Source organism: Sphingomonas degradans (assembly GCF_053502645.1).
Genome location: NZ_CP177172.1, coordinates 1,669,993 through 1,691,447, shown reverse-complemented (window position 1 = coordinate 1,691,447; position 21,455 = coordinate 1,669,993). Strand labels below are relative to the sequence as shown.

The window sequence follows — 21,455 nt, the reverse complement described above, 5'->3', positions numbered from 1 at the left end:
CAGCCGGCGGGCCGAGCGATGAGGAGATTGCAATGATCGAGGGTCGGTTTCTGATCGCGGGCGGCGTCGCGCTGGCGCTGTCCGCCTGTGGCGGTGGGCAGAAGGCTGAGGAAAAGCCCGCGTCCGCGCCCACCGAGGAAGCGGCGCCGGTTGCCGTCCCAGCACCGGCAGAGAATGTGGTCAATGCGGCGGCGGCGCCGGAAACCGCGTCGGCCGCACCCGCCGCTTTCGCGCAGTGCGCCGTGTGCCACACCGCGACCAAGGGAGGGGCGAACGGGATCGGGCCGAACCTGTGGGGCACCGCGGGCAGTGCCGCCGCCCAGAAGGCCGGCTTCGCCTATTCGCCTGCGCTGAAGGCAGCGAGCCTGCACTGGGATGACGCCACGCTCGACAAGTGGCTGCAAAAGCCACAGGCGCTGGTGCCGGGAACGCGGATGACCTTTGCCGGATTGCCCGACGCGGGCGTCCGCAAGCAGATCATCAGCTATCTCAATACGTTGAAGTAGACACCTCAGCCCGGCACATCGCTCGCGCGCAGCGTGCGGATACGCGGCTCGCGATCGATGCCGCCGGCTTCCTTGATCGCCCGGCGCATCTCGTCGCGCTTTTCGTGGATCGACGCGATGACCGGACCGACCGCTATCCCCATGTCGACCAGCACGGCTTCGGACAGCTGGAGCGAGCTTTCCAGCGTCTCGGGCACCGCGTCGCTAACCCCGGCGCGGTACAGTTCGGCGGCATGGGTGGCGTCGCGCGCGCGGGCGATGATGGGCAAATGCGGCACCCAGCTGCGGACACGCTTGGCCAGGCGCACGGTCAGCACCGGATCGTCCATCGTCAGCACCAGTGCCTTGGCATGGCCGAGCTTGAGCTGGTCGACCAGTTCGGTACGGGTCACGTCGCCGAACAGCACTTTATAGCCATCGCGGCGCGCCGCGTTGACGTTATCGATGTCGGCATCGACGCCGATATAGGGCATGTTATGCCGCCGCAGCATGTCCGCCACCGTGCGGCCCACCCGGCCGAAGCCGATCACGACCGCGCCCGGTCCCGCATCCGCAATGGCGCTGGTGTGATCGTCGCGCGGCTCACGCCCTTCCAGCATCGCGGCGATGACGCGCCCGGCCTTGGCGAGCAGCGGCGTGGCGGTGAGGCCGATCGCCGTCACCGTGGTCCAGAAGGCGGCGGTGGCGGGGACGATGAGCCCCGCCGCGCCGGCCACGCCAAGGACGATCAGCGTCGTCTCGGAAGGGCTGGCCATCAGCACGCCGGTTTCCGCCGCTGTGCCGGTGCGCGCGCCCGACAGGCGCAGCAGCGCCGTGGTCATCAGCGACTTGACCACCACCACCATCACCGCCGCGCCGAGCAGGTCCGCCCAGTTCGCCAGCACGAACGCCAAGTCGAGCCGCATGCCCACGGTGATGAGGAACACGCCGAGCGCCAGTCCCTTGAACGGCGCCGTAATCGCCTCGACCTCGCCGTGATATTCGGTCTCCGCGATCAGCAGCCCGGCGATCAGGGCGCCGACGATGGGGGACAGCCCGGCGGCGCTGGTCGCGAGGCTGGCAGCGATGACCACCAGCAGGCTGGCGGCAAGGAACAGCTCCGGGCTCTTGGTGCGTGCGGCCTGGCCGAACATGCGGGGCAGGATGAAACGCCCGCCGACGAAGAGGATGCCGACGGTCATCGCGCCATAGCCCAGCGTGCGAACCAGCGCGATCCAGCCATCGGCGCTGGCGTTGGGGGCCAGCGCGCCGAGCGTGAAGATGATCGGCACCAGCGCCAGATCCTCGAACAGCAGCATCGCAAACGCCGCGCGCCCCACTGCGCTCGTCGTACCCGCAATCGGCACCACCAGTGCGGTCGATGAAAGCGCCAGCGCGAGCCCCAGCCCGATCGCGCCGCCTGCGCTCAGCCCGGTGACGTAGAGCAGCCCGCCCAAGACCAGCCCCGATCCGAGCAGTTCCGCCGCGCCGATACCGAACACCGCCGTTCGCATCGCCCAAAGGCGCTTGAACGACAGTTCGAGGCCGATTGAGAACAGCAACAGGATGATGCCGAACTCCGCAAAGGGTTCGATCGAATGGCTGTCCGAAATGGTGAAATAATAGAGCCAGGGGTGCTGCGCGACGAGCGTGCCCAGTCCCGAGGGGCCGACCAGGATGCCGACCAGAATGAACCCGATGACCGGGCTGATCCGAAACCGCGCGAACGCGGGAATGACGAAACCCGCGGCGCCGAGAATCACGAGGGCGTCGCTGAAGCCACTGTTCGAGAGGGTGAGCATTGCGACATCTAACGCGATGTCAGCAGCGTTGTCAGCGGGTTGTTACGTAGTGACGCGCGTGTAACGACAAAAAAACACCCCCGGCACTGGGCCGGGGGTGTCCTGGTCGATCAGGCCCAGTTGGCCATCTCGGCTTCGAGGTTGACGCGAATCGCCTCGAAGAACTGTTCGGTCGTCATCCAAGGCTGGTCCGGCCCGATCAGGATCGCGAGATCCTTGGTCATCTGGCCCTTTTCGACGGTCTCGATGCAGACGCGTTCGAGCGTCTCGGCGAACTTCGTCACGTCGGGCGTGTTGTCGAACTTGCCACGGAACGCGAGGCCCTGGGTCCAGGCGAAGATCGACGCGATCGGATTGGTCGACGTCGCTTTGCCCTGCTGGTGCATGCGGTAGTGGCGCGTGACGGTGCCGTGCGCCGCTTCGGCCTCGACGGTCTTGCCGTCCGGCGAGAGCAGAACCGACGTCATCAGGCCGAGCGAACCGAAGCCCTGGGCGACGGTGTCCGACTGGACGTCGCCGTCATAGTTCTTGCAGGCCCAGACGAACTTGCCGCTCCACTTGAGCGCCGACGCGACCATGTCGTCGATCAGGCGATGCTCGTAGACGATGCCCTTGGCCTTGAAGTCCTCGGCGAATTCGGCGTCGAACACTTCCTGGAACAGGTCCTTGAAGCGACCGTCATACGCCTTGAGAATCGTGTTCTTGGTAGACAGGTACAGCGGCCAGCCGCGATTGGCGGCATAGTTCATGCTCGCACGTGCGAAATCGCGGATCGAATCGTCGAGGTTGTACATGCCCATCGCGACGCCCGACGAAGGATAGTCGAACACTTCCTTCTCGATGCGCTCGCCATTGGTGCCTTCCCAGATCATCCGCAGCTTGCCCGGACCGGGAACGCGGAAATCGGTGGCGCGATACTGGTCGCCAAAGGCGTGACGGCCGACGACGATGGGGTCGGTCCAGCCCGGCACCAGGCGGGGCACGTTGCGGATCACGATCGGCTCGCGGAAGACGACGCCGCCCAGGATGTTGCGAATCGTGCCGTTTGGCGACTTCCACATCTGCTTGAGGCCGAACTCCTCGACGCGCGCCTCATCCGGGGTGATCGTCGCGCACTTCACGCCGACGCCATATTGCTGGATCGCCTTGGCCGAATCGATCGTGACCTGGTCGTCGGTCGCGTCGCGGTTCTCGATCGACAAGTCGTAATATTTAAGATCGACGTCGAGATAGGGGAGGATCAGGCGCTCGCGGATCCATTGCCAGATAATCCGCGTCATTTCGTCGCCGTCGATCTCGACGACGGGCGTTGCAACCTTGATCTTCGCCATGTGCTCGCTTTCCTAACTGTGGTTTGGCGAGCGTCTAGGAGAGTGCGGGGAGGGGATCAAGCGCCTCCCCGCGGCTGTGCGGTAAAGCTCAGTCCTTCCACGCCCACCAGATCTGGGCCGGCGGCACGTTCCACCACTCCATCGAATGGTCGATCCGCTCGAAATGCGGGGTGAGGAAGTTCTTCACGCTGGGATTGTACTGATAGACGAGAAACGCACCGCCCGGCCGCAGGATGGCCTGCGTCTCCCGCGCGATCGCGTCGCCAACGCCGGGGGGCAGGGTGGAGAAGGGCAGGCCGGAGGCGATATAGTCGGCGTGTTCGAAGCCGTGATCGTTGACGATCTGCTTCACGTCCGCCGCCGATCCGAGCACCGCCGAGAAACGGGGGTCGTCGATCGTCTGCTTCAGATAGCGGATGAAATCCGGATTGGTGTCGATCACCACCAGTTTGGCATCCGGCGCGAGGCGATCGAGGATGGGGCGCGTGAAGGTGCCGACTCCGGGGCCGTATTCCATGAACAGCTTGCAATTGTCCCAATCGACGCGGCTCAGCACCTTGCGGACAGTGCGCTGCGACGACGAGACGATGGCGCCTACCATCACCGGATTCTTGACGAATCCCTTCAGGAACAGGCCGAAGGGCGACGGCGTTCCGGCGGCACGGCTGCGGATGCGGCGCTTCGTTGCGGCGGTCGATGCGGACATGAGTTTCCCTGGAATATGACGTTTCGGAGAACGGCCTGCGCAAAAACAAACGAACAATCAAGGGTAACAGTTGCGTCGTGCGACCAAAGGTGGACCCGCGGCGATGCCGGCGCGGTGCGTTCCGCATGCGAAAGCCGACTAGGAAAGCGCGGTCGTTGCGGCTACACGATGGCGCATGGCATCGCTCGACAAGCCCCCGCTCGGCACCTCGACGGTGAAATGGCGCTTTCCCGAAATCCACCCTGAAGGGCGGAAATACGCACTGATCGCCGGCGCCGTCGCGCTGGCAAGCCTGTTCGTGTGGGATTTCATCACCTGGCCGTTGGTATTCCTGACACTGGGTGTGGCGGCATTTTTCCGCGACCCTGTACGCTCCACACCCCAGGAAGAGGGGCTGATCGTATCGCCCGCCGATGGGCTGGTGACGATGATCGAACGCGTACCGGTGCCGCCCGAACTTGCGGGCCCCAACGCTATGGGCTCCGAACCGCTGGTCCGCGTTTCGGTGTTCATGAGCGTCTTCGATGTGCACATCAATCGCACCCCGATCACGGGTACGATCCGCAACGTCATCTATATCTCCGGCAAGTTCATGAACGCCGATTTCGACAAGGCGAGCGAAGAGAATGAGCGCCAGCACATTCTGGTCGAGGACCGGAACGGGCTGCGCGTCGGCTTTACCCAGATCGCCGGGCTCGTCGCGCGTCGCATCGTGAGCTTCGTCAAGCCCGGCGACATGGTCGTGGCAGGGCAGCGCATCGGCCTGATCCGATTCGGCAGCCGAGTCGATGTGTTCCTGCCCGAAGGCTATGGCTGCACCGTCGCGCTGGGTCAGCGCGCAGTCGCGGGCGAGACGGTTCTCGGGAAACGCGGCGCTTTGACGGTCACCGGTATCGCGCAGTGACGTGCCACCTGTCGCAGATGGGCACGCCTCCGGATTTCGGTCTGCGGGAACCTGGCGCGGTTTTCGGGGCGCACTGCGATGCGTGAACCGCGCCTTCGGCCGCTGCGCCGCCAGCGGCCTGCCCCCGTGGGTGACCGCGGCATCCCTTTGCGCGCGGTTATTCCCAATACCGTCACGGCGCTTGCGCTGTGTTCGGGCCTTACAGCGATTCGATTCGCGATTCTGGGCAATTGGGAAGCGGCAGTGCTCATGGTGCTCGCCGCTGCGGTGCTGGACGGTGTCGACGGGCATATTGCACGACTGATTCGCGCCGAGAGCCGGTTTGGTGCGGAACTGGACAGCCTGTCTGACGCGATTTCGTTCGGCGTGGCGCCGGCACTTATTCTGTATCTATGGTCGCTGCAGGAACTCGGGCGCTTCGGATGGCTGGTGGCGTTGCTGCACGCCGTATTCTGCGCGCTGCGCCTCGCCCGGTTCAACGCGGCGATCGACCAGGAGCATCAGCCGCATAAATCGGCGGGGTTCCTGACCGGGGTTCCGGCACCGGCAGGTGCGGGGCTTGCGCTCGCGCCGCTTTATCTGTGGCTGTGGACCGACCTGCCGCTGCTGCGTTCGCCGGGGATCGTTGCCGGGTGGAGCGTCGTGATCGCGATCCTGATGATCTCGAGCATCGCCACGTTCGGCCCCAAGATCCGCCTGCGGCAGAATGTGCGATTCGAAGCGGTCGCCGTGCTGGTGGTGCTGGTCGCCGCGCTGGTATCCGCGCCCTGGCCCACACTCGCGCTTCTGGCGATGCTGTATTTCTTGTCGATCCCGTTCAGCGTGCGCAGCTATCGCCGCGTCAAGCAGCAGCGCGCAACCCCGGTCGCGCCGGCATCCGAGCCGGAACCGACCGCGCCGTAATCCTCCGCAAACGGGGCGCCGGCGCCATTTGCGCAGGCATCGGGCGGAACAACGCGACAAAGCGATGGGCCTGGGGCCGGATGCTTTCAACCAGCGTCCACGCCGCCAGAACAAAGGTGCCGCCAAACAGCATCGCAACCCAGAATCCAGTCATCACTCGGCTCCCCAAACGCGCCACAAATCGGCAGGAATCCAATGATTCCAACTATCTGCGGCCGCCAGACGTTCCTTGTCCGCCTTCTGAGCCGTTTATGTTCTCTTAACGTTCCACTGTCAAGCGATGCTCCTCGATTGTTCTTGACTTGCCAAACCCATCGCTATCGGTTAAGCGCGCCGCCTCAACCCCGCATGGGAAGCACCATAACCCGGTGCCGAAGCATGGCTTCGGTGCACGCTTCCCAGAGGCTTAACCGGAAGGATATATCCCTATGGCGGCACCTGTCGTCACCATGCAGCATCTGCTCGAATCGGGCGCGCACTTCGGCCACCAGACGCACCGCTGGAACCCGAAGATGAAGCCTTACCTCTTCGGCGATCGCAACGGCGTTCACATCATCGACCTTTCGCAGACCGTTCCGCTGTTCGCGCGCGCTCTCGAATTCGTCAGCTCGACCGTCGCTTCGGGCGGCAAGGTCCTGTTCGTCGGCACCAAGCGCCAGGCGCAGGAGCCGATCGCTGAGGCCGCGCGTCGTTCGGGTCAGCACTTCGTCAACCATCGCTGGCTGGGCGGCATGCTCACCAACTGGAAGACCATCAGCCAGTCGATCAAGCGCCTCAAGACGCTCGAAGAGCAGCTGTCGGGCGACACGCACGGCCTGACCAAGAAGGAAGTGCTGCAGCTCACCCGTGAGCGCGACAAGCTCGAGCTGAGCCTGGGCGGCATCCGCGACATGGGCGGCGTTCCCGACATCATGTTCGTGATCGACGCGAACAAGGAAGAGCTGGCGATCAAGGAAGCCAACACGCTCGGCATCCCCGTCGTGGCGATCCTCGATTCGAACGTCTCGCCCGATGGCATCGCGTTCCCGGTTCCCGCGAACGACGACGCGAGCCGCGCGATCCGCCTGTACTGCGAAGCCGTGGCGATCGCCGCGACTCGCGGTGGCCAGGAGCGCCAGGCACATTACGGCCACGACATCGGCGCGATGGAAGAGGCTCCGATCGAGCCCGTCCTGAGCGAGCCGGAAGCGCCTGCCGCTTCGACCGAGCCGGAAACTGCCGTCGAGGGCGAGCGCCAGATCGACGCCTGATCGGGCCCGTCATCGAACCGTAATCGGGGCGGGGCAGGGCATAGGCACTGCTCCGCCCGACTTTTAGCTGAGGAATTTGAAGATGGCCGAGATCACTGCAGCGACCGTGAAGGAACTCCGCGAAAAGAGCGGCGCCGGCATGATGGATTGCAAGAAGGCGCTGAACGAAACCGCCGGCGACATGGATGCCGCGATCGATTGGCTGCGCACCAAGGGTCTCGCGACCGCTGCCAAGAAGTCCAGCCGCACTGCGGCCGAGGGCCTGGTCGGCGTGCAGGTCGATGGCACCAAGGGTGTTGCGGTCGAAGTCAACTCGCAGACCGATTTCGTCGCCAAGAACGACATCTTCCAGAACTTCGTGCGCGACGTCACCGCGATGGCGCTCGAGCTCGGCGACGATATCGAAGTGCTGAAGGCTGCCCCGCTGCCGAACGGCACCGTCGAGGAAGTGCTGACCGCGAACATCGCGACGATCGGTGAGAACCAGGTTCTGCGCCGCGCCAAGCTCGTCAAGGTGTCGCAGGGCGCGGTGATCCCGTACGTCCACAACGCGGCAGCCCAGGGCCTGGGCAAGATCGGCGTGCTCGTCGCGCTGGAGAGCGAAGCGGGCGCCGACGTGCTCGAGCCGCTGGGCAAGCAGCTGGCGATGCACATCGCCGCCGCCTTCCCGCTGGCGCTGTCGGTCGACGCTCTCGATCCCGAAGTCGTCGAGCGTGAAGCCGCGATCCTGCGCGAGAAGAATGCCGACAAGATCGTCGGCAAGTCCGCCGAGGTCGCCGACAAGATCCTCAACGGGCCGATCGAGAAGTTCAAGAAAGAGAACGCGCTGCTCAGTCAGGCGTTCGTGATGGACGGCAAGACCCCGGTCGCAGACGTCGTCGCGAAGGCTGCGAAGGATGCCGGCGTCTCGATCACGCTGACCGACTATGTCCGTTTCCAGCTGGGTGAGGGCATCGAAAAGGAAGAGAGCGACTTCGCCGCCGAAGTCGCCGCCACCGCTGGCCTGAGCCAGTAAGAGCGCGCCGGGGCATTCGGCAGCCGCTGGGCTGCCCCGGCATCTCTGCTTGTTACCGCGGCGCGGCACCTCTAAGGTCCGCGCCGCTTCTCTGTACGCCGTTATGATTGGCCCCGATGACCGCTCCCCGCTTCAACCGCATTCTTCTCAAACTCTCGGGCGAGGTCCTTATGGGGCAGGGCCAGTTCGGCATCGACCCCGCGACCTGCGACCGCGTCGCCGGTGAAGTTAAGGCGGCCAAGGAAGCCGGTCACGAAATCTGCATGGTCGTCGGCGGCGGCAATATCTTCCGCGGGCTGGCCGGCGCGGCGCAGGGGTTCGACCGGGCCAGCGCCGACTATATGGGCATGCTGGCGACGGTGATGAACGCACTCGCGATGCAGAACGCGCTCGAAAAGCTGGACGTGGACACGCGCGTCCAGTCGGCGATCCCGATGGCGTCGGTGTGCGAACCCTATATCCGGCGCAAGGCCGAGCGGCACATGGAAAAGGGCCGCGTGGTGATCTTCGCCGCGGGCACCGGCCTGCCGTTCTTCACCACCGACACCACCGCAGCGCTGCGCGCTGCCGAGATGAACTGCGACGCGCTGTTCAAGGGGACCAGCGTCGACGGCGTCTACGATGCCGATCCGAAGAAGGTGCCCGGCGCGACCCGCTACGAGACGCTAGGCTATAATCGCGTCCTTGCCGACAATCTGAAGGTGATGGATGCGTCGGCGGTCGCGCTGTGCCGCGACAACAACATTCCGATCGTGGTATTCAACATCCGCGACGAAGGCAATTTGACGGCGGTATTGGACGGCCACGGCACGTCCACGATCGTACAGAACGAAACCGCATCCGCATAACAGGAGAGCCGCAATGGCCGCTTACGACAAGGCTGATCTCGAACGCCGCATGGCCGGCGCCGTCGAGGCACTGAAGCATGACCTTCAGGGACTTCGCACCGGACGCGCCAGCATCACGCTGCTCGATCCCGTGAACGTCGAAGTCTATGGCGCACAGATGCCGCTCAACCAGGTGGCGACGGTGTCGGCGCCCGAGCCGCGCATGCTGTCGGTCCAGGTGTGGGACAAGAGCAATGTCGGGCCCGCCGAAAAGGCGATCCGCTCGGCCGGGCTTGGCCTGAACCCGATCGTGGACGGCCAGACGCTGCGCCTGCCGATTCCCGATCTCACCGAAGAACGCCGCAAGGAACTCGCCAAGCTGGCGGGGCAGTATGCGGAAAAGGCCCGCATCGCGGTGCGCAACGTGCGCCGTGACGGCAATGACAGCCTGAAGGCGGACGAAAAGAAGGGCGTGATGTCCGAGGACGAGCGCAAGCGCCACGAGACCGAGGTGCAGAAGCTGACCGACGCGACCATCGCCGAACTGGACGCCGCAGCCACCGCCAAGGAAAAGGAAATCCTGGGCAAGTGAGCTCGCTCGCCGCGCCCCAGGGCGTGCCCGGCGGGACGCAGGCGCCCACGCCACGGCATGTCGCCATCATCATGGACGGCAACGGCCGCTGGGCGAAGGCGCGCTTTCTGCCGCGCATCGCCGGGCATCGCCAGGGCGTGGAAGCGGTGCGGCGGGTGAGCCGTGCCGCGCGCAAGCTCGGGATCGAGGTTCTGACGCTCTACGCCTTTTCGTCCGAGAACTGGCGCAGGCCGGAAACTGAAGTCAGCGACCTGATGGGGTTGCTGCGCCACTTTCTGGCAAGCGAACTGGACGAGCTGGTGTCCGAGGGCGTCAAGCTGCGCGTGATCGGTGAATGGCGGCATTTGTCGCCCGATCTGGTGGCGATGATCGACGCCGCGGTGCAGCGTACCGTCGGCAATCCCGGCCCTACGCTGGTGATCGCGCTGAACTATGGCGCGCAGGCGGAGATCCTCGCCGCCGCGCGCCGGCTTGCCGAGCAGGCGCGCGATGGCGCGCTGGACCCGGCGCATATCGACGAGGCGCGGTTCGAGGCGGCACTGGAGACGGCGGACCTGCCGCCGCTGGACCTGCTGATCCGCACCTCCGGCGAACAGCGGCTTTCCAATTTCCTGCTGTGGCAGGCTGCCTATGCCGAATTGTTGTTCGTCGACACGTTGTGGCCCGACTTCAACGAGAAGACGCTGGCCGCCGCGCTCGAACAATTCGGTCGCCGCCAGCGTCGTTTCGGCGGGCTGTGAGCAAATCCATGTCCGATCTGGCCCCCCGCGTGGCGGTGGCGATAGTGCTCATCGTCGTGGCGTTTGCCGCCTTGTGGTTCGGCGGGGTGGTGTTCTGGCTGGTGCTGGTCCTGATGGGGCTGCTCATGCTGTCCGAATGGGCGGAACTGCGCGGAGCATCGGAACGGGACAAAAGACTGGCGCAATATGCGCTGTCGGTGCCGCTGGCGATCATGGCGCCGACGATCGCGGCAGGTCCGGGATTCCTGGCGCTCGGGTTCGTGGTTGGCGCGTTTTTCTTCGTCGCCGCGGTAACGCGCAACGCGAAGCTGGCTGCGGGTATCTTCTATGTCGGCGTGCCGGTGCTGTCGCTGATGCTGCTGCGCGCGCAGCCGCAGGGCATGTTGCTGACCTTGTGGGCGATGGCGCTGGTCTGGGCATCCGATACGGGCGCCTATTTCGCGGGACGCGCGATCGGCGGCCCCAAGCTGGCGCCCGCGATCAGCCCCAACAAGACCTGGGCCGGGCTGATCGGCGGACTGCTCGCCTCGGCGCTCTTTGCGGCGGCGCTGGTGTCCTTGTTCGATTTGCCGGTGGCGCTCGCGCTGACCACGCCGCTGCTGGCGGTGCTGTCGCAGGTCGGCGACTTGTATGAGAGCCATTTGAAGCGCCTGGCGGGCGTCAAGGATTCGGGCAAACTGTTGCCGGGACATGGCGGGCTGATGGATCGGCTCGACGGGCTGGTTGCGGTGGCGCCGGTTGCTGCGCTGCTGGTGCTGGCGTTCGGGCGATGAAGCGCATCACGATCCTGGGCGCCACCGGTTCGGTGGGCAGTTCGACGCTCGACCTGGTGGAGCGCTCGCCCGATGCGTTCGAGGTCGTCGCGCTGACGGCGCACCGCGACGTGGCGAAGCTGGCCGCGGCGGCGATCCGAACCCGCGCGAAATGCGCGGTGGTCGCCGATGCGACCTGCCTCGGCGCGCTTCGCGAGGCGCTGGCGGGCACCGGGATCGACGCGCGGGCAGGGGCCGATGCCGTGTGCGAGGCGGCGCGGATGGGCGCCGACTGGACGATGGCCGCGATCGTCGGCACTGCCGGACTGAAACCAGTGATGGCCGCGCTCGAATCCGGCGGAACCGTGGCGCTCGCCAACAAGGAGTCGCTGGTTTCGGCGGGCGACGTGATGATGGCGGCGGCAGGCGCTCATGGCGTTACGCTGCTGCCGGTCGATTCGGAACATAATGCGGTCTTCCAGTGCCTGGACCGCACCGCGCCGCGTGGCGTGCGCCGCATCATCCTGACCGCAAGCGGTGGCCCCTTCCGCCAGAAATCGCTGGAGGAAATGCGCGCGATCACGCCGCAGCAGGCGGTGGCACATCCCAACTGGTCGATGGGTGCCAAGATCTCGGTCGATTCGGCGACGATGATGAACAAGGGGCTCGAACTGATCGAGGCCTATCACCTATTCCCGGTCGAGCCGGCGCAGCTCGACGTGATCGTCCATGCCCAGTCGGTGGTGCATTCGATGGTCGAATATGTCGACGGTTCGGTGCTGGCCCAGCTGGGCACCCCCGACATGCGCACGCCGATCGCATTCGCGCTGGCCTGGCCAGAGCGGATGGAGACGCCGTGCGAGGCGCTGGACCTGGCGCGGATCGCGCGCCTGGATTTCGAGGCACCCGACATGGTGCGCTTCCCGGCGCTGGCGCTGGCGCGGCAGGCGCTGGCGGCGGGCGGGGCGCGCCCCGCGATCCTGAACGCGGCAAACGAAGTCGCGGTCGAGGCATTCCTCGCCGGACGCATCGGGTTTCTTGAAATTGCCGCAATCGTTGCCGATACGCTGAGCCGCTATGACCCGGCTGCCCCGAACTCGCTCGATGCCGTGCTGGCAATCGATGCGGAAGCCCGGGTTCGCGCGGTTGAGCGTGTGAAGGACTGCGTCGTTTGATCGAAACCCCCGGCATCCTGCTCACCGTCCTGGCGTTCGCGCTGGTGATCGGGCCGCTCGTTTTCCTGCATGAGCTTGGCCATTATCTCGCCGGGCGCTGGTTCGGGGTGAAGGCTGAGGAGTTTTCGATCGGATTTGGCCGCGAAGTCGCGGGCTTTACCGATCGCCGTGGCACGCGCTGGAAATTCGGGTGGCTGCCGCTGGGCGGCTATGTGCGCTTTGCTGGCGACATGAACCCCGCAAGCCAGCCCTCGCCCGAGTGGCTGTCGATGCCCGCGCATCTGCGTGCGCAGACGTTCCAGGCGAAGCCGCTGTGGCAGCGCGCGATCATCGTCGCGGCGGGGCCGGTCACCAATTTCGCTATCGCGATCCTTATCCTGTCGGCATTTGCGCTGATTTATGGCGAGAACCGCACGCCCGCAGTGGTGGGCAGCGTGCTCGCCGGCAGCCCGGCCGAGGCTGCGGGCCTGCGTGCGGGCGACCGGGTCACGTCGCTGGGCGGCAGGGCGATGGAAACCTATGGCGACATGCTGCAATACACGCAGCTGCGCCCCAACGAGCCGGTGCGCATCACGTACGAACGCGACGGCAAGCCTTTCGAGGCGAACGCCACCATCGGCGAGCGCAAGGAGCAGGACCGGTTCGGCAACACGTTCCGGATCGGTCGCCTCGGTATCGGCCCGGCGGACGCGGTGCAGGTGCGCGTCGCGCCGTGGCGCGCGCCGCTGGTCGGCATTCGCCAGACCGCCAGCATCGTCCAGAGCACGATCGACGGGCTGGGCCAGATCATCACGGGACGCCGCTCGATGTCCGAGCTTGGCGGGCCGTTGCGGATCGCGCAGGTCTCGGGCGAGCGCATGGCGATGGGGCTGACCGAGTTCGTGTTTCTGATCGCGCTCATCTCCATTAATCTCGGATTCATTAACCTGTTGCCAGTCCCGGTGCTGGATGGCGGGCATCTGCTGCTCTATGCAGTCGAAGCCGTGCGCCGCCGCCCGGTGGAGCCACAGGTGATGGAATGGGCGTTTCGCGGCGGGCTGATCGCAATATTGGCGTTGATGCTGCTGGTAACATTCAATGATCTCGGCGCATTTGGCGTGTGGAGAAATCTGGCCGGCTTGATCGGCTGATGCGGTTAAGGCAGGGCGGTTCGGCGTCGCATGGGCAGCGGCATTCTCGAAATCCTGATTTGGGGTGGGATGTGAAGATCAAGGTACGTAATTTCGGCGCACGCGCCACGGCGACTCTTCTCGCGGGCACGGTGCTCTCGGGAACGGCGGTCGCGCAGACCGCGCCCGCCACTCCTCCCCAGGCCAAGCCCGCGGCACAGCCGGCTGCGGTCCCCGGTCCGCTGCTCCCGACCCAGCAGGTGCGCACCGTGCGTTCGCTGCGGGTACAGGGATCGCAGCGCATCGAGCCCGAGACGGTACTGTCGTACACCCGACTGCGTACGGGCGAGCCCTATACCAACGAGACGGTGGACCAGGCGATCAAGGATCTGCTGGCGTCCGATCTGCTCGCCGACGTGGCGATCGAGGGTGTCGAGACCGGTGATCTGGTGATCCGCATCCGTGAAAACCCGGTCATCAACCGCGTCGTGTTCGAGGGCAACAAGCGCCTCAAGAACGACAAGATCCAGAAGGAAGTGAAGCTGGCGCCGCGCCAGATCTTCACCCGCACGGCAGTGCGCGCCGACGTGGCGCGGATCATCGAGCTGTATCGCCGCCAGGGCCGCTTCGCCGCGTCGATCGAGCCCAAGATGGTCAGCCTGGACCAGAACCGCGTCGACGTGATCTTCGAAATCCACGAAGGCGCGAAGTCCAAGGTCCGCCAGATCAACATCATCGGCAACGAGGTGTTCCCGGACGGCAAGCTACGCGGCGAGATGGCGACCAAGGTGGCCAGCCTCAAGAGCCTGCTCAGCTCGAACACGTCGTACGACCAGGATCGCCTGGCCTATGACCAGCAGAAGCTGCGCCAGTTCTACCTGACCGAAGGCTATGCCGATTTCCGCGTCATTTCGGCAGTGGCCGAGCTGACCCCGGACAAGAAGGACTTCATCATCACGTACGTGGTGGAAGAAGGTCCGCGCTACAAGTTCGGCCCGGTCACCGTCGACAGCGCGATCCGCGATTTCGACGACAAGCGGCTTGCCGCTGCGTTGGCGATCAAGGAAGGCCAGTGGTATAACGCAAAGGCAGTCGAAGACACTGTCGAGCAGCTGAGCGAGACCGCCGGCGCGTTCGGCTATGCCTTTGCCGACGTGCGACCCGAGTTCCAGCGCGACAAGGACGCGCTGACGATGTCGATGAACTTCCACATCGGCGAATCGAACCGCACCTATGTCGAGCGCATCGATATCACCGGCAACCGCCAGACCCAGGACAAGGTGATTCGCCGCGAAATGCGCGTGGCCGAGGGCGATGCCTTCAACACCTTCCTCGTCAAGCGTTCGCAGGACCGCATCAACTCGCTGGGCTATTTCCAGGACAAGTTCGAAATCGAGCGCAAGGAAGGCTCGGCGCCCGATCGCGTCGTGCTGGCCGCCAATGTCGAAGAGCGCGCGAACGGCGAACTGACGCTGTCGGCCGGTTTCTCCAGCCTTGAGCGCTTCATCATCCAGGCGTCGATCCGCCAGCGCAACTTCCGTGGCATGGGGCAGACAGTGTCGGCGTCGGTCGACTATTCGACGTACAACAAGTCCGTCGAACTCGGCTTTACCGAGCCGTACCTGTTCGACAGCAACATCGCGCTGGGCGGGTCGATCTTCCGCCAGGATTACAACGCCTTCAACTATATCGGCACCGATCGCAGCACGACCTACAGCCAGGTCTCGACCGGCTTCCAGCTGGTCGCCGGCGTGCCGCTGACCGAATATTGGACGCTGTCGGGCCGCTACACGTTGAAGCAGGACGATGTGACGCTCGACAAGTCGAGCTTTTATACCGACGGCGTCTGCGATCCGCTCAAGGCCGGTCGCTATTATTGCGAGGCCGTGGGCAATCGCATCACTTCGCTGCTCGGCGCGTCGCTGATCTATGACAGCCTGAACAGCCGCCTGCGGCCATCGCGCGGCCAGCGGATGACCGTGGGCGCGGACTTTGCCGGCCTGGGCGGCGACGTGCGCTATATCCGCACCAAGGCGGACGCGGCCAAATACTGGAGCGTCGGCGGCGGCTTCATCTTCTCGGTCACCGGCGAGGCCGGCTATATCAAGAGCCTGGAAAAGGCTGGCGCAGGCGTCGATCCGGTACGCATCACCGACCGCTTCTATCTCGGCGAGCCGCAGTTCCGTGGTTTCGACATTCGCGGCGTAGGCCCGCGCGTCCAGCGCACCTATTACACGGGCGATGCCGCGTCAGGGACGCAGCTGCTCAACACCGACAGGGACCAGATCGTCGACGACGCGCTGGGCGGTACGGCCTATTACCTGACCAAGGCCGAGCTGGAGATTCCGCTGGGCGCGGGCGCCGCCGAACTGGGGCTGCGGCCTTCGGTGTTCATCCAGATGGGTGGCCTGTTCGGGATCAAGAAGCCCGGCAAGACGATCGAGTTCGAGCAGGCGCGGAATGCGGATGGTAGCCTAAAGACGAACGCGGACGGCTCCCCGACGCTGTTGCCGAAGGACAATCTCCAGAAAGATGCTGCCGGCAACCAATATTATCTGGTAAGCGCGAGCGACGCGACCAATAGCGGCGCAGTTACCACGTGTAAGGTCGGCTATTCGGCATCGGCGAGCGCGCCGTGCGTCGGCACGTCGGTCAACGCGATCTACAACATTCCGACGTCGCCGTTTTACGAGCAGTTCCTCGGCGATACCGCGCGTCCGCGTATCTCCATCGGTTTCGGCGTGAACTGGAATTCGCCGTTCGGCCCGTTGCGTATCGACGTCGCCAAGGCGCTGCTCAGCGCCAAGGGCGATGACAAAAAGCTTATCACCTTCAACGTAGGGACTCAGTTCTGATGATTACCATGAAGCGTATTCTCCTGGGCGCGCTCGCCGCATCGGCGGCGTGCGTCGCAGTTCCCGCCAGCGCGCAGGTCGCCGGCATCGCCTATGCCAACCCGACCACGGTCGTGGCGGGCTCCAAGGCGTTCACCGCCGCGCGCCAGCAGATTTCGACGACCTTCAAGGCGTCGTTCGACCAGATCCAGGCGCGTCGCGACGCACTGCAGAAGGAAGTCGAGCCGCTGCTGATGCAGCTCGACACCAATAAGGACAAGCAGATCAGCGACGACGAGATCAAGGCGGCGCAGGCCGCCAAGAACCCAGTTCTCGATCGGCTCAAGACGCTGCAGACCACGGCCGAGGGCGACATCGCCAAGCTGACCAACCCGGCGGCGCGCGCCGAGCTGTTCGCGATCGAATCGATCCTTCGCCAGTATGAGGCGGCGCAGCTTCGCGTCGTGAACGCGCGCAAGATCAGCGTCGTCCTGTCGCCGGAAGTGTTCATGTACGCCCCGGATTCGGCCGACATCAGCTCGGCGATCGTCGCGGAACTCGACAAGACGCTGCCGACCGTGGGCATCCAGGCGCCCGCCGATTGGCAGCCGTCGCGTGAGACGCTGGCGATCCAGCAGCAGCTGGTCCAGCTGGCCCAGATGCGCGCCTATCAGGCACAGGCCCAGCAGCAGGCGGGCGCCGCACCGGCTGCCGGCACTGCGCCAGCCGCCGGTGCCAAGCCGGCCAAGCCCGCCGAACCGCGGTGAGCGAGGAGGCCAAGGCCGGCACCGACATCGGCCCGCTCGATATCGGGCGGGTGATGGCGGCGCTGCCCCATCGCTATCCGATGCTGCTGGTCGATCGTGTCGAGGAACTGATCCTCGACCGGTCGATCGCAGCGATCAAGGCGGTGACGATCAACGAGGGCTTTTTCCAGGGGCATTTCCCCGGTCGGCCGATCATGCCGGGCGTGCTGATCGTCGAGGCGCTGGCGCAGGCCGCCGGCGTGCTCGCGGTCGAGAGCCTGGGCCTCGCGGGCTCGGGCAAGCTCGTCTATTTCATGTCGATCGACGGCGTGAAGTTCCGCAAGCCGGTCGAGCCGGGCGTACTGCTGCGGCTCGAGGTCGAGTTCGTGCAGAAGCGTTCGCGCGTCTGCAAGTTCGCGGGCAAGGCCAAGATCGACGGCGAAATCGCGGCGGAATGCGAGTTCACCGCAATGATCGCGGACCCGCCCAAGGCGTGATCCACCACGCCGTCTCCGGCAGTCCGCATCTGCGCTGAGCGATGGACGCGCTCACCTGGTTCGGGCTGTTCGCAGTGAGCGCGATGCTGGTCAGCTATGCGCTGGAGAGCCGGTCCGACACGTGGATCCTCGCTTTTGCCGGGGCGTGCGTGCTCGGCTCGGTCTATGGGTTCCTCCAGGGCGCATGGCCGTTCGGGCTGGTGGAAGGGATATGGTCGGTCGTGGCCGCGCGGCGCTGGTGGTTACGCCGACGCTGAGGTTGCGCGGCGGCACCCGCTCTGCTACGCGCGCCCGTCCGCTGCTGGTCGGTAACCAGTGGCTTTATTCAAGGAATTCGATTGTGAAGACCGATACGCACCCCGATTACCACATGATCAAGGTCCAGATGACCGACGGCACCGTGTTCGAGACGCGCTCGACCTGGGGCAAGGAAGGCGATCTGATGACGCTCGACATCGATCCGCTGGCGCACCCGGCATGGACCGGCGGCTCGCAGCGTCTGCTCGACCAGGGCGGCCAGGTTGCGCGCTTCAACAAGCGCTTTGGCGGCCTGTCGCTCGGCAAGAAGTAAACTTGGCACGGCGCGTTGGCCTCGTGTTAACGCGCCGTTAGCCACGTCCTGCTACGGCCTGCGCTATGCAGGCGCAGGAAAAATCAAAACCATTCGCGGCGGAATTCGAACCCGCGCTCAGCAACGGGCGCCGGCGATCCGTTCGCGCGCCGGTGTCGCTAGACGCCAATATCGGGCGTGGCGGGCTCGATCGCGCCTTGTGCAAGGTCGTCGACCTGTCGATGCACGGCGCGCGTCTCCAGACCTATTCGTCGCTCAAGGCCGGCGCCATGATCTGGCTGTCGCTGCCCAAGGTCGGCCCGCACGCCGCGCGCGTGGTGTGGGCGGACGAATTCGAGGCGGGGCTGGAGTTCCAACCGGCTCTTTCCGCCGACAATTTTGAAATTTTGACGCTGCCATAAGGTTCTTTCGCGAAGGATCCTTATCAATCGCGTTGCGTTGCCCCTTGATCTACGTCATTCTCCTGCCTTCACTGACGGGGACCGGTGATGTTTTGGGGCTATCTACTCTGCACGTTCGCGTGCGCATCGGCACTGCCGGCGATGGCCGGGGAACGACCCAGTACGCGATTGGCGCCGGACGCCAACGCGGTGGCCATCGCCCGTGCCAAGGCGAGTTTCGGAAAGCGCGCCGTACTTCCGCCGCCTGCGCCCGAAGCGCGTACCCCGTCGCGACCGATAGCCATCTACACCCTCAATCCGCAGCCAATACGCGCAGCGCGGCTCGAGCAGGTGTCGGCGACGACGCATAAACCGGGCCGAAATCGCGATGCGGAGGGGGTGGCGCTCTGGCGTGTGTCCGACGCGCTTCCCGAGGCGACGGCCGAGCGCGGCGGCAGCTATGCTGTGGGTGACACGCTTGCCTCCAGCCGAAAGCGCCGCTCGGCCGGATCGGCGCTGAAGACGATGCTGGTCCTGCGGATCGACGGCAATGACGAAAGCCCGCCGTTCAGCATCGGCGGCGGCGTGGCCGGCGCATTGTGGCGGGCGCTCCCGACGCGCTGAGGCGGCGCGAAAGCGTGGATTGGCGGAGGGGGTGGGATTCGAACCCACGGTGAGCTTGCACCCACGGCGGTTTTCAAGACCGCTGCCTTAAACCACTCGGCCACCCCTCCGCGCACCGCTCCGGTATCGCGAGATTCGACGATACGCCAGAATTTCTTGCTGGTTGCCGTCGTCAGGGGTTCATGCGCTCGCCCGGCTGTGGCACAAAATGGCCATGCGAGTTTGGCGTAACATATTGAGCACGCTTTCGGCCCTGCCGATTGCGATCGTTTTGGCTGGGTCTGCGGCAGCGCCAGCGGCCGCCCAGGACGAGGCGGGTTTTCAGGCCTATCTGGAGACATTGGGACGGCAAGCGGTGGCGGAGGGCGTGAATCCGCGTACCGTCGCATCGGTGCTCCCGACGTTAACCTTTAACCAGCGCGTCGTCGATCTGGATCGGCAACAGCCCGAGACGCGACCCAATGCGCCGATTTCGCCGTTCGAGCCTTATCGCCAGAAGCATGTCGATGCCGCGCGGATCAACCGGGGGCGCGCGGCATACCAGCGTGAGCGGACGCGCCTCGCACAGATCGAGCGCGAGACCGGCGTGCCCGAATCGATCATGGTCGCGATCTGGGGGCATGAGACCAACTATGGCCGCGTCATGGGCAATTTCGATTTGCCGCGCGCGCTCGCCAGCCTTGCCTATGAAGGGCGCCGGCGTGCGTTGTTCGCGGGCGAGTTCATCGCCACGCTCAAGATGATCGACCGCGGCGTTCCGCGCGAAAAGCTGGTCGGGAGCTGGGCCGGTGCGTTCGGCGGGCCGCAGTTCCTCCCCAGCGTCTACTTGCGGCTTGCCCGCGATGGGGACGGGGACGGCGTCGCCGATATCTGGAACAGCGAGGCCGATACGCTGGCGTCGATCGCCAATTATTTCAGCAATGCGGGGTGGCGTCCCGGTCAGCCCTGGGGCTTTGCCGTGTCAGTGCCAGCGGGGCTGGAGCGCAGCACGCTGGTAAGCCGGATGAACGCCCCGCGCTGCCCCCGCGTCCAGGATCGCCACAGCCAGTGGCGCACGATGGCGGAGTGGCGGGCGATGGGCGTCGTCCCCACCACGCGCGCCTGGCCCGCCGATACCGTGCAGGCGACGCTGATCGAGCCCGACGGGGTGGGCAAGGGCGGCTATCTGCTCACCGGAAATTATCGTGTCATCCTCGATTATAATTGCTCGAATTTTTACGCTTTGTCGGTAGGCCTGCTCGCCGATGAAGTGGAACGCTAGCCTTGTTGCTGCCCTCAGCCTGACGCTTGCCGCTTGTGGCGGGGGACGGTCCTATGCCGATTATGCGCCGCAGATGGCGCCAGCGCCCGGGGCGTCGATCGCCGCGCCAAGCGGGAATTCGCGCCCGGCCGTAGTGGTGGGGAGCGCGCTCGTGCTGCAAGCTGGTCTGTCGGCGCCGGCGGGCGCCGGATATGCGGCGCCACTGGGCGAGCAACAGGCATATCCGGAACCGGTCGCTGGCGCCGGAAGCCCACGCGGATCGTCGCAGCCGCAAGATGGCGAGCAGCGCTATGACGAAATCGGCTATGCGGCGGTTCAACCAGGGGCGCCGGACGACGCTGTCACCGGCGCGCACAAGCTGCTCGCGCCTAACAGCATCGTCGAAGTGACGGCGCTGGACAGCGGGCGCACCATTCTGGTGCTGGTCACCGGGCCGTCGCCCGACAGCAGCACCGCGATCGCGTTGTCCGCCGGTGCCGCCCGCGAACTCGGCTATACCGGCGATGCCGCGCAGATTCCCGTGCGGGTGCGAAAGGTCGCCGCTACTGCGGGTGACATGCTGGCGCTGCGCTCGGGAAGGCCAGCCTCCGCACGCCCCGACACGCCGCCCATTCTGTTAACGGCGCTCCGCAAGCGCCTTCCCGCGATCGCGCGACCCGCACCGGTGCTGCCCGCTGCGCGCCCGGTCGCTGCGCCGCGACGCCCGGCACCGGTGCAAGCTGCGCGGCCGGTTTCCGTGCGCGGCGGCTATTATGTTCAGGTCGCCGCACTTTCTAACGCGCGCAATGCGCAAGCGCTTGCCCAAAGCATGGGCGGGTTCGTAAAGCAGGGCGGAGGGCTCCATCGGGTCCAGCTCGGCCCCTTCGCGAATCAGCGGGAGGCAGAGGTGGCGCGGGCAGGAGCCGCACGCGCGGGTTATGGAGACGCGCGCGTTTTTGCCGTCCACTAAGT

23 protein-coding genes and 1 tRNA gene are annotated in these 21,455 nt (G+C 65.5%); 20 read left to right on the top strand and 4 right to left on the bottom strand.

Features of this window, described 5'->3' with window-relative positions; translation table 11 throughout:
- Window positions 1-32 precede the first annotated feature (32 nt).
- Entirely contained in the window at window positions 33-506 is a 474-nt protein-coding gene (locus ACG3SL_RS07645) for a c-type cytochrome (RefSeq protein ID WP_448664543.1), read from the top strand.
- A 5-nt stretch (window positions 507-511) separates the two neighbouring features.
- On the opposite strand, the gene ACG3SL_RS07640 is transcribed toward ACG3SL_RS07645, so the two are convergent.
- The 3 genes from ACG3SL_RS07640 to ACG3SL_RS07630 all read right to left on the bottom strand — a co-directional run bounded on the left by ACG3SL_RS07640 (window position 512) and on the right by ACG3SL_RS07630 (window position 4,324).
- Complete coding sequence (locus ACG3SL_RS07640; protein ID WP_448664542.1) at window positions 512-2,287, bottom strand: cation:proton antiporter domain-containing protein; 1,776 nt, start codon at window positions 2,285-2,287, stop codon at window positions 512-514.
- Window positions 2,288-2,397: 110 nt separating this feature from the next.
- Window positions 2,398-3,618: an NADP-dependent isocitrate dehydrogenase gene (locus ACG3SL_RS07635; RefSeq protein ID WP_448664541.1), complete on the bottom strand. Its 1,221-nt coding sequence runs from the start codon at window positions 3,616-3,618 to the stop codon at window positions 2,398-2,400.
- 88 nt (window positions 3,619-3,706) lie between these two features.
- On the bottom strand, window positions 3,707-4,324 hold the full coding sequence (locus ACG3SL_RS07630; protein WP_448664540.1) for a class I SAM-dependent methyltransferase: 618 nt from the start codon (window positions 4,322-4,324) through the stop codon (window positions 3,707-3,709).
- A 175-nt stretch (window positions 4,325-4,499) separates the two neighbouring features.
- Here ACG3SL_RS07630 and ACG3SL_RS07625 point away from each other — a divergent pair, with 175 nt between their 5' ends.
- From ACG3SL_RS07625 to ACG3SL_RS07545, 17 genes are all read left to right on the top strand, one after another.
- Window positions 4,500-5,228, top strand: a complete 729-nt coding sequence (locus ACG3SL_RS07625; protein WP_448664539.1) for a phosphatidylserine decarboxylase — start codon at window positions 4,500-4,502, stop codon at window positions 5,226-5,228.
- 78 nt (window positions 5,229-5,306) lie between these two features.
- Window positions 5,307-6,131 carry a CDP-diacylglycerol--serine O-phosphatidyltransferase gene (gene pssA, locus ACG3SL_RS07620; RefSeq protein ID WP_448664538.1) on the top strand — a complete coding sequence of 275 codons (825 nt, stop codon included), beginning with the start codon at window positions 5,307-5,309 and terminating at the stop codon, window positions 6,129-6,131.
- 428 nt (window positions 6,132-6,559) lie between these two features.
- Window positions 6,560-7,381: a 30S ribosomal protein S2 gene (gene rpsB / locus ACG3SL_RS07615; RefSeq protein WP_448664537.1), complete on the top strand. Its 822-nt coding sequence runs from the start codon at window positions 6,560-6,562 to the stop codon at window positions 7,379-7,381.
- 82 nt (window positions 7,382-7,463) lie between these two features.
- Complete coding sequence (tsf, locus tag ACG3SL_RS07610) at window positions 7,464-8,396, top strand: translation elongation factor Ts (protein ID WP_448664536.1); 933 nt, start codon at window positions 7,464-7,466, stop codon at window positions 8,394-8,396.
- 116 nt (window positions 8,397-8,512) lie between these two features.
- On the top strand, window positions 8,513-9,244 hold the full coding sequence (gene pyrH / locus ACG3SL_RS07605; RefSeq protein WP_448664535.1) for a UMP kinase: 732 nt from the start codon (window positions 8,513-8,515) through the stop codon (window positions 9,242-9,244).
- Window positions 9,245-9,257: 13 nt separating this feature from the next.
- Window positions 9,258-9,815, top strand: coding sequence for a ribosome recycling factor (gene frr / locus ACG3SL_RS07600; protein WP_448664534.1), 558 nt, complete (start codon window positions 9,258-9,260; stop codon window positions 9,813-9,815).
- A gap of 71 nt (window positions 9,816-9,886) precedes the next feature.
- Window positions 9,887-10,555 carry a polyprenyl diphosphate synthase gene (gene uppS / locus ACG3SL_RS07595; protein ID WP_448665089.1) on the top strand — a complete coding sequence of 223 codons (669 nt, stop codon included), beginning with the start codon at window positions 9,887-9,889 and terminating at the stop codon, window positions 10,553-10,555.
- 8 nt (window positions 10,556-10,563) lie between these two features.
- Window positions 10,564-11,328: a phosphatidate cytidylyltransferase gene (locus ACG3SL_RS07590; protein ID WP_448664533.1), complete on the top strand. Its 765-nt coding sequence runs from the start codon at window positions 10,564-10,566 to the stop codon at window positions 11,326-11,328.
- Window positions 11,325-12,482: a 1-deoxy-D-xylulose-5-phosphate reductoisomerase gene (locus tag ACG3SL_RS07585; protein ID WP_448664532.1), complete on the top strand. Its 1,158-nt coding sequence runs from the start codon at window positions 11,325-11,327 to the stop codon at window positions 12,480-12,482. The genes ACG3SL_RS07590 and ACG3SL_RS07585 overlap by 4 nt, the downstream gene beginning before the upstream one ends.
- Window positions 12,479-13,612, top strand: coding sequence for an RIP metalloprotease RseP (gene rseP / locus ACG3SL_RS07580; RefSeq protein ID WP_448664531.1), 1,134 nt, complete (start codon window positions 12,479-12,481; stop codon window positions 13,610-13,612). Before ACG3SL_RS07585 ends, rseP begins: the two co-directional genes overlap by 4 nt.
- Window positions 13,612-16,446, top strand: coding sequence for an outer membrane protein assembly factor BamA (bamA, locus tag ACG3SL_RS07575; RefSeq protein ID WP_448664530.1), 2,835 nt, complete (start codon window positions 13,612-13,614; stop codon window positions 16,444-16,446). Before rseP ends, bamA begins: the two co-directional genes overlap by 1 nt.
- Window positions 16,447-16,454: 8 nt before the next feature.
- On the top strand, window positions 16,455-17,192 hold the full coding sequence (locus ACG3SL_RS07570; protein ID WP_448664529.1) for an OmpH family outer membrane protein: 738 nt from the start codon (window positions 16,455-16,457) through the stop codon (window positions 17,190-17,192).
- Window positions 17,189-17,668 (top strand): 3-hydroxyacyl-ACP dehydratase FabZ, encoded by a 480-nt coding sequence (fabZ, locus tag ACG3SL_RS07565; RefSeq protein ID WP_448664528.1) that lies wholly within the window; start codon window positions 17,189-17,191, stop codon window positions 17,666-17,668. The genes ACG3SL_RS07570 and fabZ overlap by 4 nt, the downstream gene beginning before the upstream one ends.
- Window positions 17,669-17,709: 41 nt before the next feature.
- On the top strand, window positions 17,710-17,925 hold the full coding sequence (locus tag ACG3SL_RS07560) for a hypothetical protein (protein WP_448664527.1): 216 nt from the start codon (window positions 17,710-17,712) through the stop codon (window positions 17,923-17,925).
- Between the two features lie 83 nt (window positions 17,926-18,008).
- Window positions 18,009-18,239 (top strand): 50S ribosomal protein L31, encoded by a 231-nt coding sequence (rpmE, locus tag ACG3SL_RS07555; protein ID WP_448664526.1) that lies wholly within the window; start codon window positions 18,009-18,011, stop codon window positions 18,237-18,239.
- 65 nt (window positions 18,240-18,304) lie between these two features.
- A complete protein-coding gene (locus ACG3SL_RS07550) occupies window positions 18,305-18,640 on the top strand; it encodes a PilZ domain-containing protein (protein WP_448664525.1) in 336 nt (111 codons plus the stop codon).
- 378 nt (window positions 18,641-19,018) lie between these two features.
- Window positions 19,019-19,243, top strand: coding sequence for a hypothetical protein (locus tag ACG3SL_RS07545; RefSeq protein WP_448664524.1), 225 nt, complete (start codon window positions 19,019-19,021; stop codon window positions 19,241-19,243).
- Between the two features lie 20 nt (window positions 19,244-19,263).
- Here ACG3SL_RS07545 and ACG3SL_RS07540 read toward each other — a convergent pair.
- A tRNA-Ser gene (locus ACG3SL_RS07540) sits at window positions 19,264-19,353 on the bottom strand.
- A 104-nt stretch (window positions 19,354-19,457) separates the two neighbouring features.
- Here ACG3SL_RS07540 and ACG3SL_RS07535 point away from each other — a divergent pair.
- Complete coding sequence (locus tag ACG3SL_RS07535) at window positions 19,458-20,504, top strand: lytic murein transglycosylase (RefSeq protein ID WP_448664523.1); 1,047 nt, start codon at window positions 19,458-19,460, stop codon at window positions 20,502-20,504.
- Between the two features lie 151 nt (window positions 20,505-20,655).
- Complete coding sequence (locus ACG3SL_RS07530) at window positions 20,656-21,453, top strand: SPOR domain-containing protein (RefSeq protein ID WP_448664522.1); 798 nt, start codon at window positions 20,656-20,658, stop codon at window positions 21,451-21,453.
- The last annotated feature ends 2 nt before the right edge of the window (window positions 21,454-21,455 follow it).

What these genes read in the sequence shown, in the direction of transcription:
- ACG3SL_RS07640 (WP_448664542.1), bottom strand. Translation starts at nt 2,287, where the DNA reads ATGCTCACCCTCTCGAACAGTGGCTTCAGCGACGCCCTCGTGATTCTC.
- ACG3SL_RS07570 (WP_448664529.1), top strand. Translation starts at nt 16,455, where the DNA reads ATGAAGCGTATTCTCCTGGGCGCGCTCGCCGCATCGGCGGCGTGCGTC.
- ACG3SL_RS07560 (WP_448664527.1), top strand. Translation starts at nt 17,710, where the DNA reads ATGGACGCGCTCACCTGGTTCGGGCTGTTCGCAGTGAGCGCGATGCTG.
- tsf (WP_448664536.1), top strand. Translation starts at nt 7,464, where the DNA reads ATGGCCGAGATCACTGCAGCGACCGTGAAGGAACTCCGCGAAAAGAGC.
- rpsB (WP_448664537.1), top strand. Translation starts at nt 6,560, where the DNA reads ATGGCGGCACCTGTCGTCACCATGCAGCATCTGCTCGAATCGGGCGCG.
- ACG3SL_RS07590 (WP_448664533.1), top strand. Translation starts at nt 10,564, where the DNA reads ATGTCCGATCTGGCCCCCCGCGTGGCGGTGGCGATAGTGCTCATCGTC.
- ACG3SL_RS07585 (WP_448664532.1), top strand. Translation starts at nt 11,325, where the DNA reads ATGAAGCGCATCACGATCCTGGGCGCCACCGGTTCGGTGGGCAGTTCG.
- ACG3SL_RS07550 (WP_448664525.1), top strand. Translation starts at nt 18,305, where the DNA reads ATGCAGGCGCAGGAAAAATCAAAACCATTCGCGGCGGAATTCGAACCC.
- uppS (WP_448665089.1), top strand. Translation starts at nt 9,887, where the DNA reads ATGGACGGCAACGGCCGCTGGGCGAAGGCGCGCTTTCTGCCGCGCATC.
- frr (WP_448664534.1), top strand. Translation starts at nt 9,258, where the DNA reads ATGGCCGCTTACGACAAGGCTGATCTCGAACGCCGCATGGCCGGCGCC.
- ACG3SL_RS07645 (WP_448664543.1), top strand. Translation starts at nt 33, where the DNA reads ATGATCGAGGGTCGGTTTCTGATCGCGGGCGGCGTCGCGCTGGCGCTG.
- ACG3SL_RS07630 (WP_448664540.1), bottom strand. Translation starts at nt 4,324, where the DNA reads ATGTCCGCATCGACCGCCGCAACGAAGCGCCGCATCCGCAGCCGTGCC.
- ACG3SL_RS07635 (WP_448664541.1), bottom strand. Translation starts at nt 3,618, where the DNA reads ATGGCGAAGATCAAGGTTGCAACGCCCGTCGTCGAGATCGACGGCGAC.
- ACG3SL_RS07535 (WP_448664523.1), top strand. Translation starts at nt 19,458, where the DNA reads ATGCGAGTTTGGCGTAACATATTGAGCACGCTTTCGGCCCTGCCGATT.
- pyrH (WP_448664535.1), top strand. Translation starts at nt 8,513, where the DNA reads ATGACCGCTCCCCGCTTCAACCGCATTCTTCTCAAACTCTCGGGCGAG.
- pssA (WP_448664538.1), top strand. Translation starts at nt 5,307, where the DNA reads ATGCGTGAACCGCGCCTTCGGCCGCTGCGCCGCCAGCGGCCTGCCCCC.
- ACG3SL_RS07625 (WP_448664539.1), top strand. Translation starts at nt 4,500, where the DNA reads ATGGCATCGCTCGACAAGCCCCCGCTCGGCACCTCGACGGTGAAATGG.
- bamA (WP_448664530.1), top strand. Translation starts at nt 13,612, where the DNA reads ATGCGGTTAAGGCAGGGCGGTTCGGCGTCGCATGGGCAGCGGCATTCT.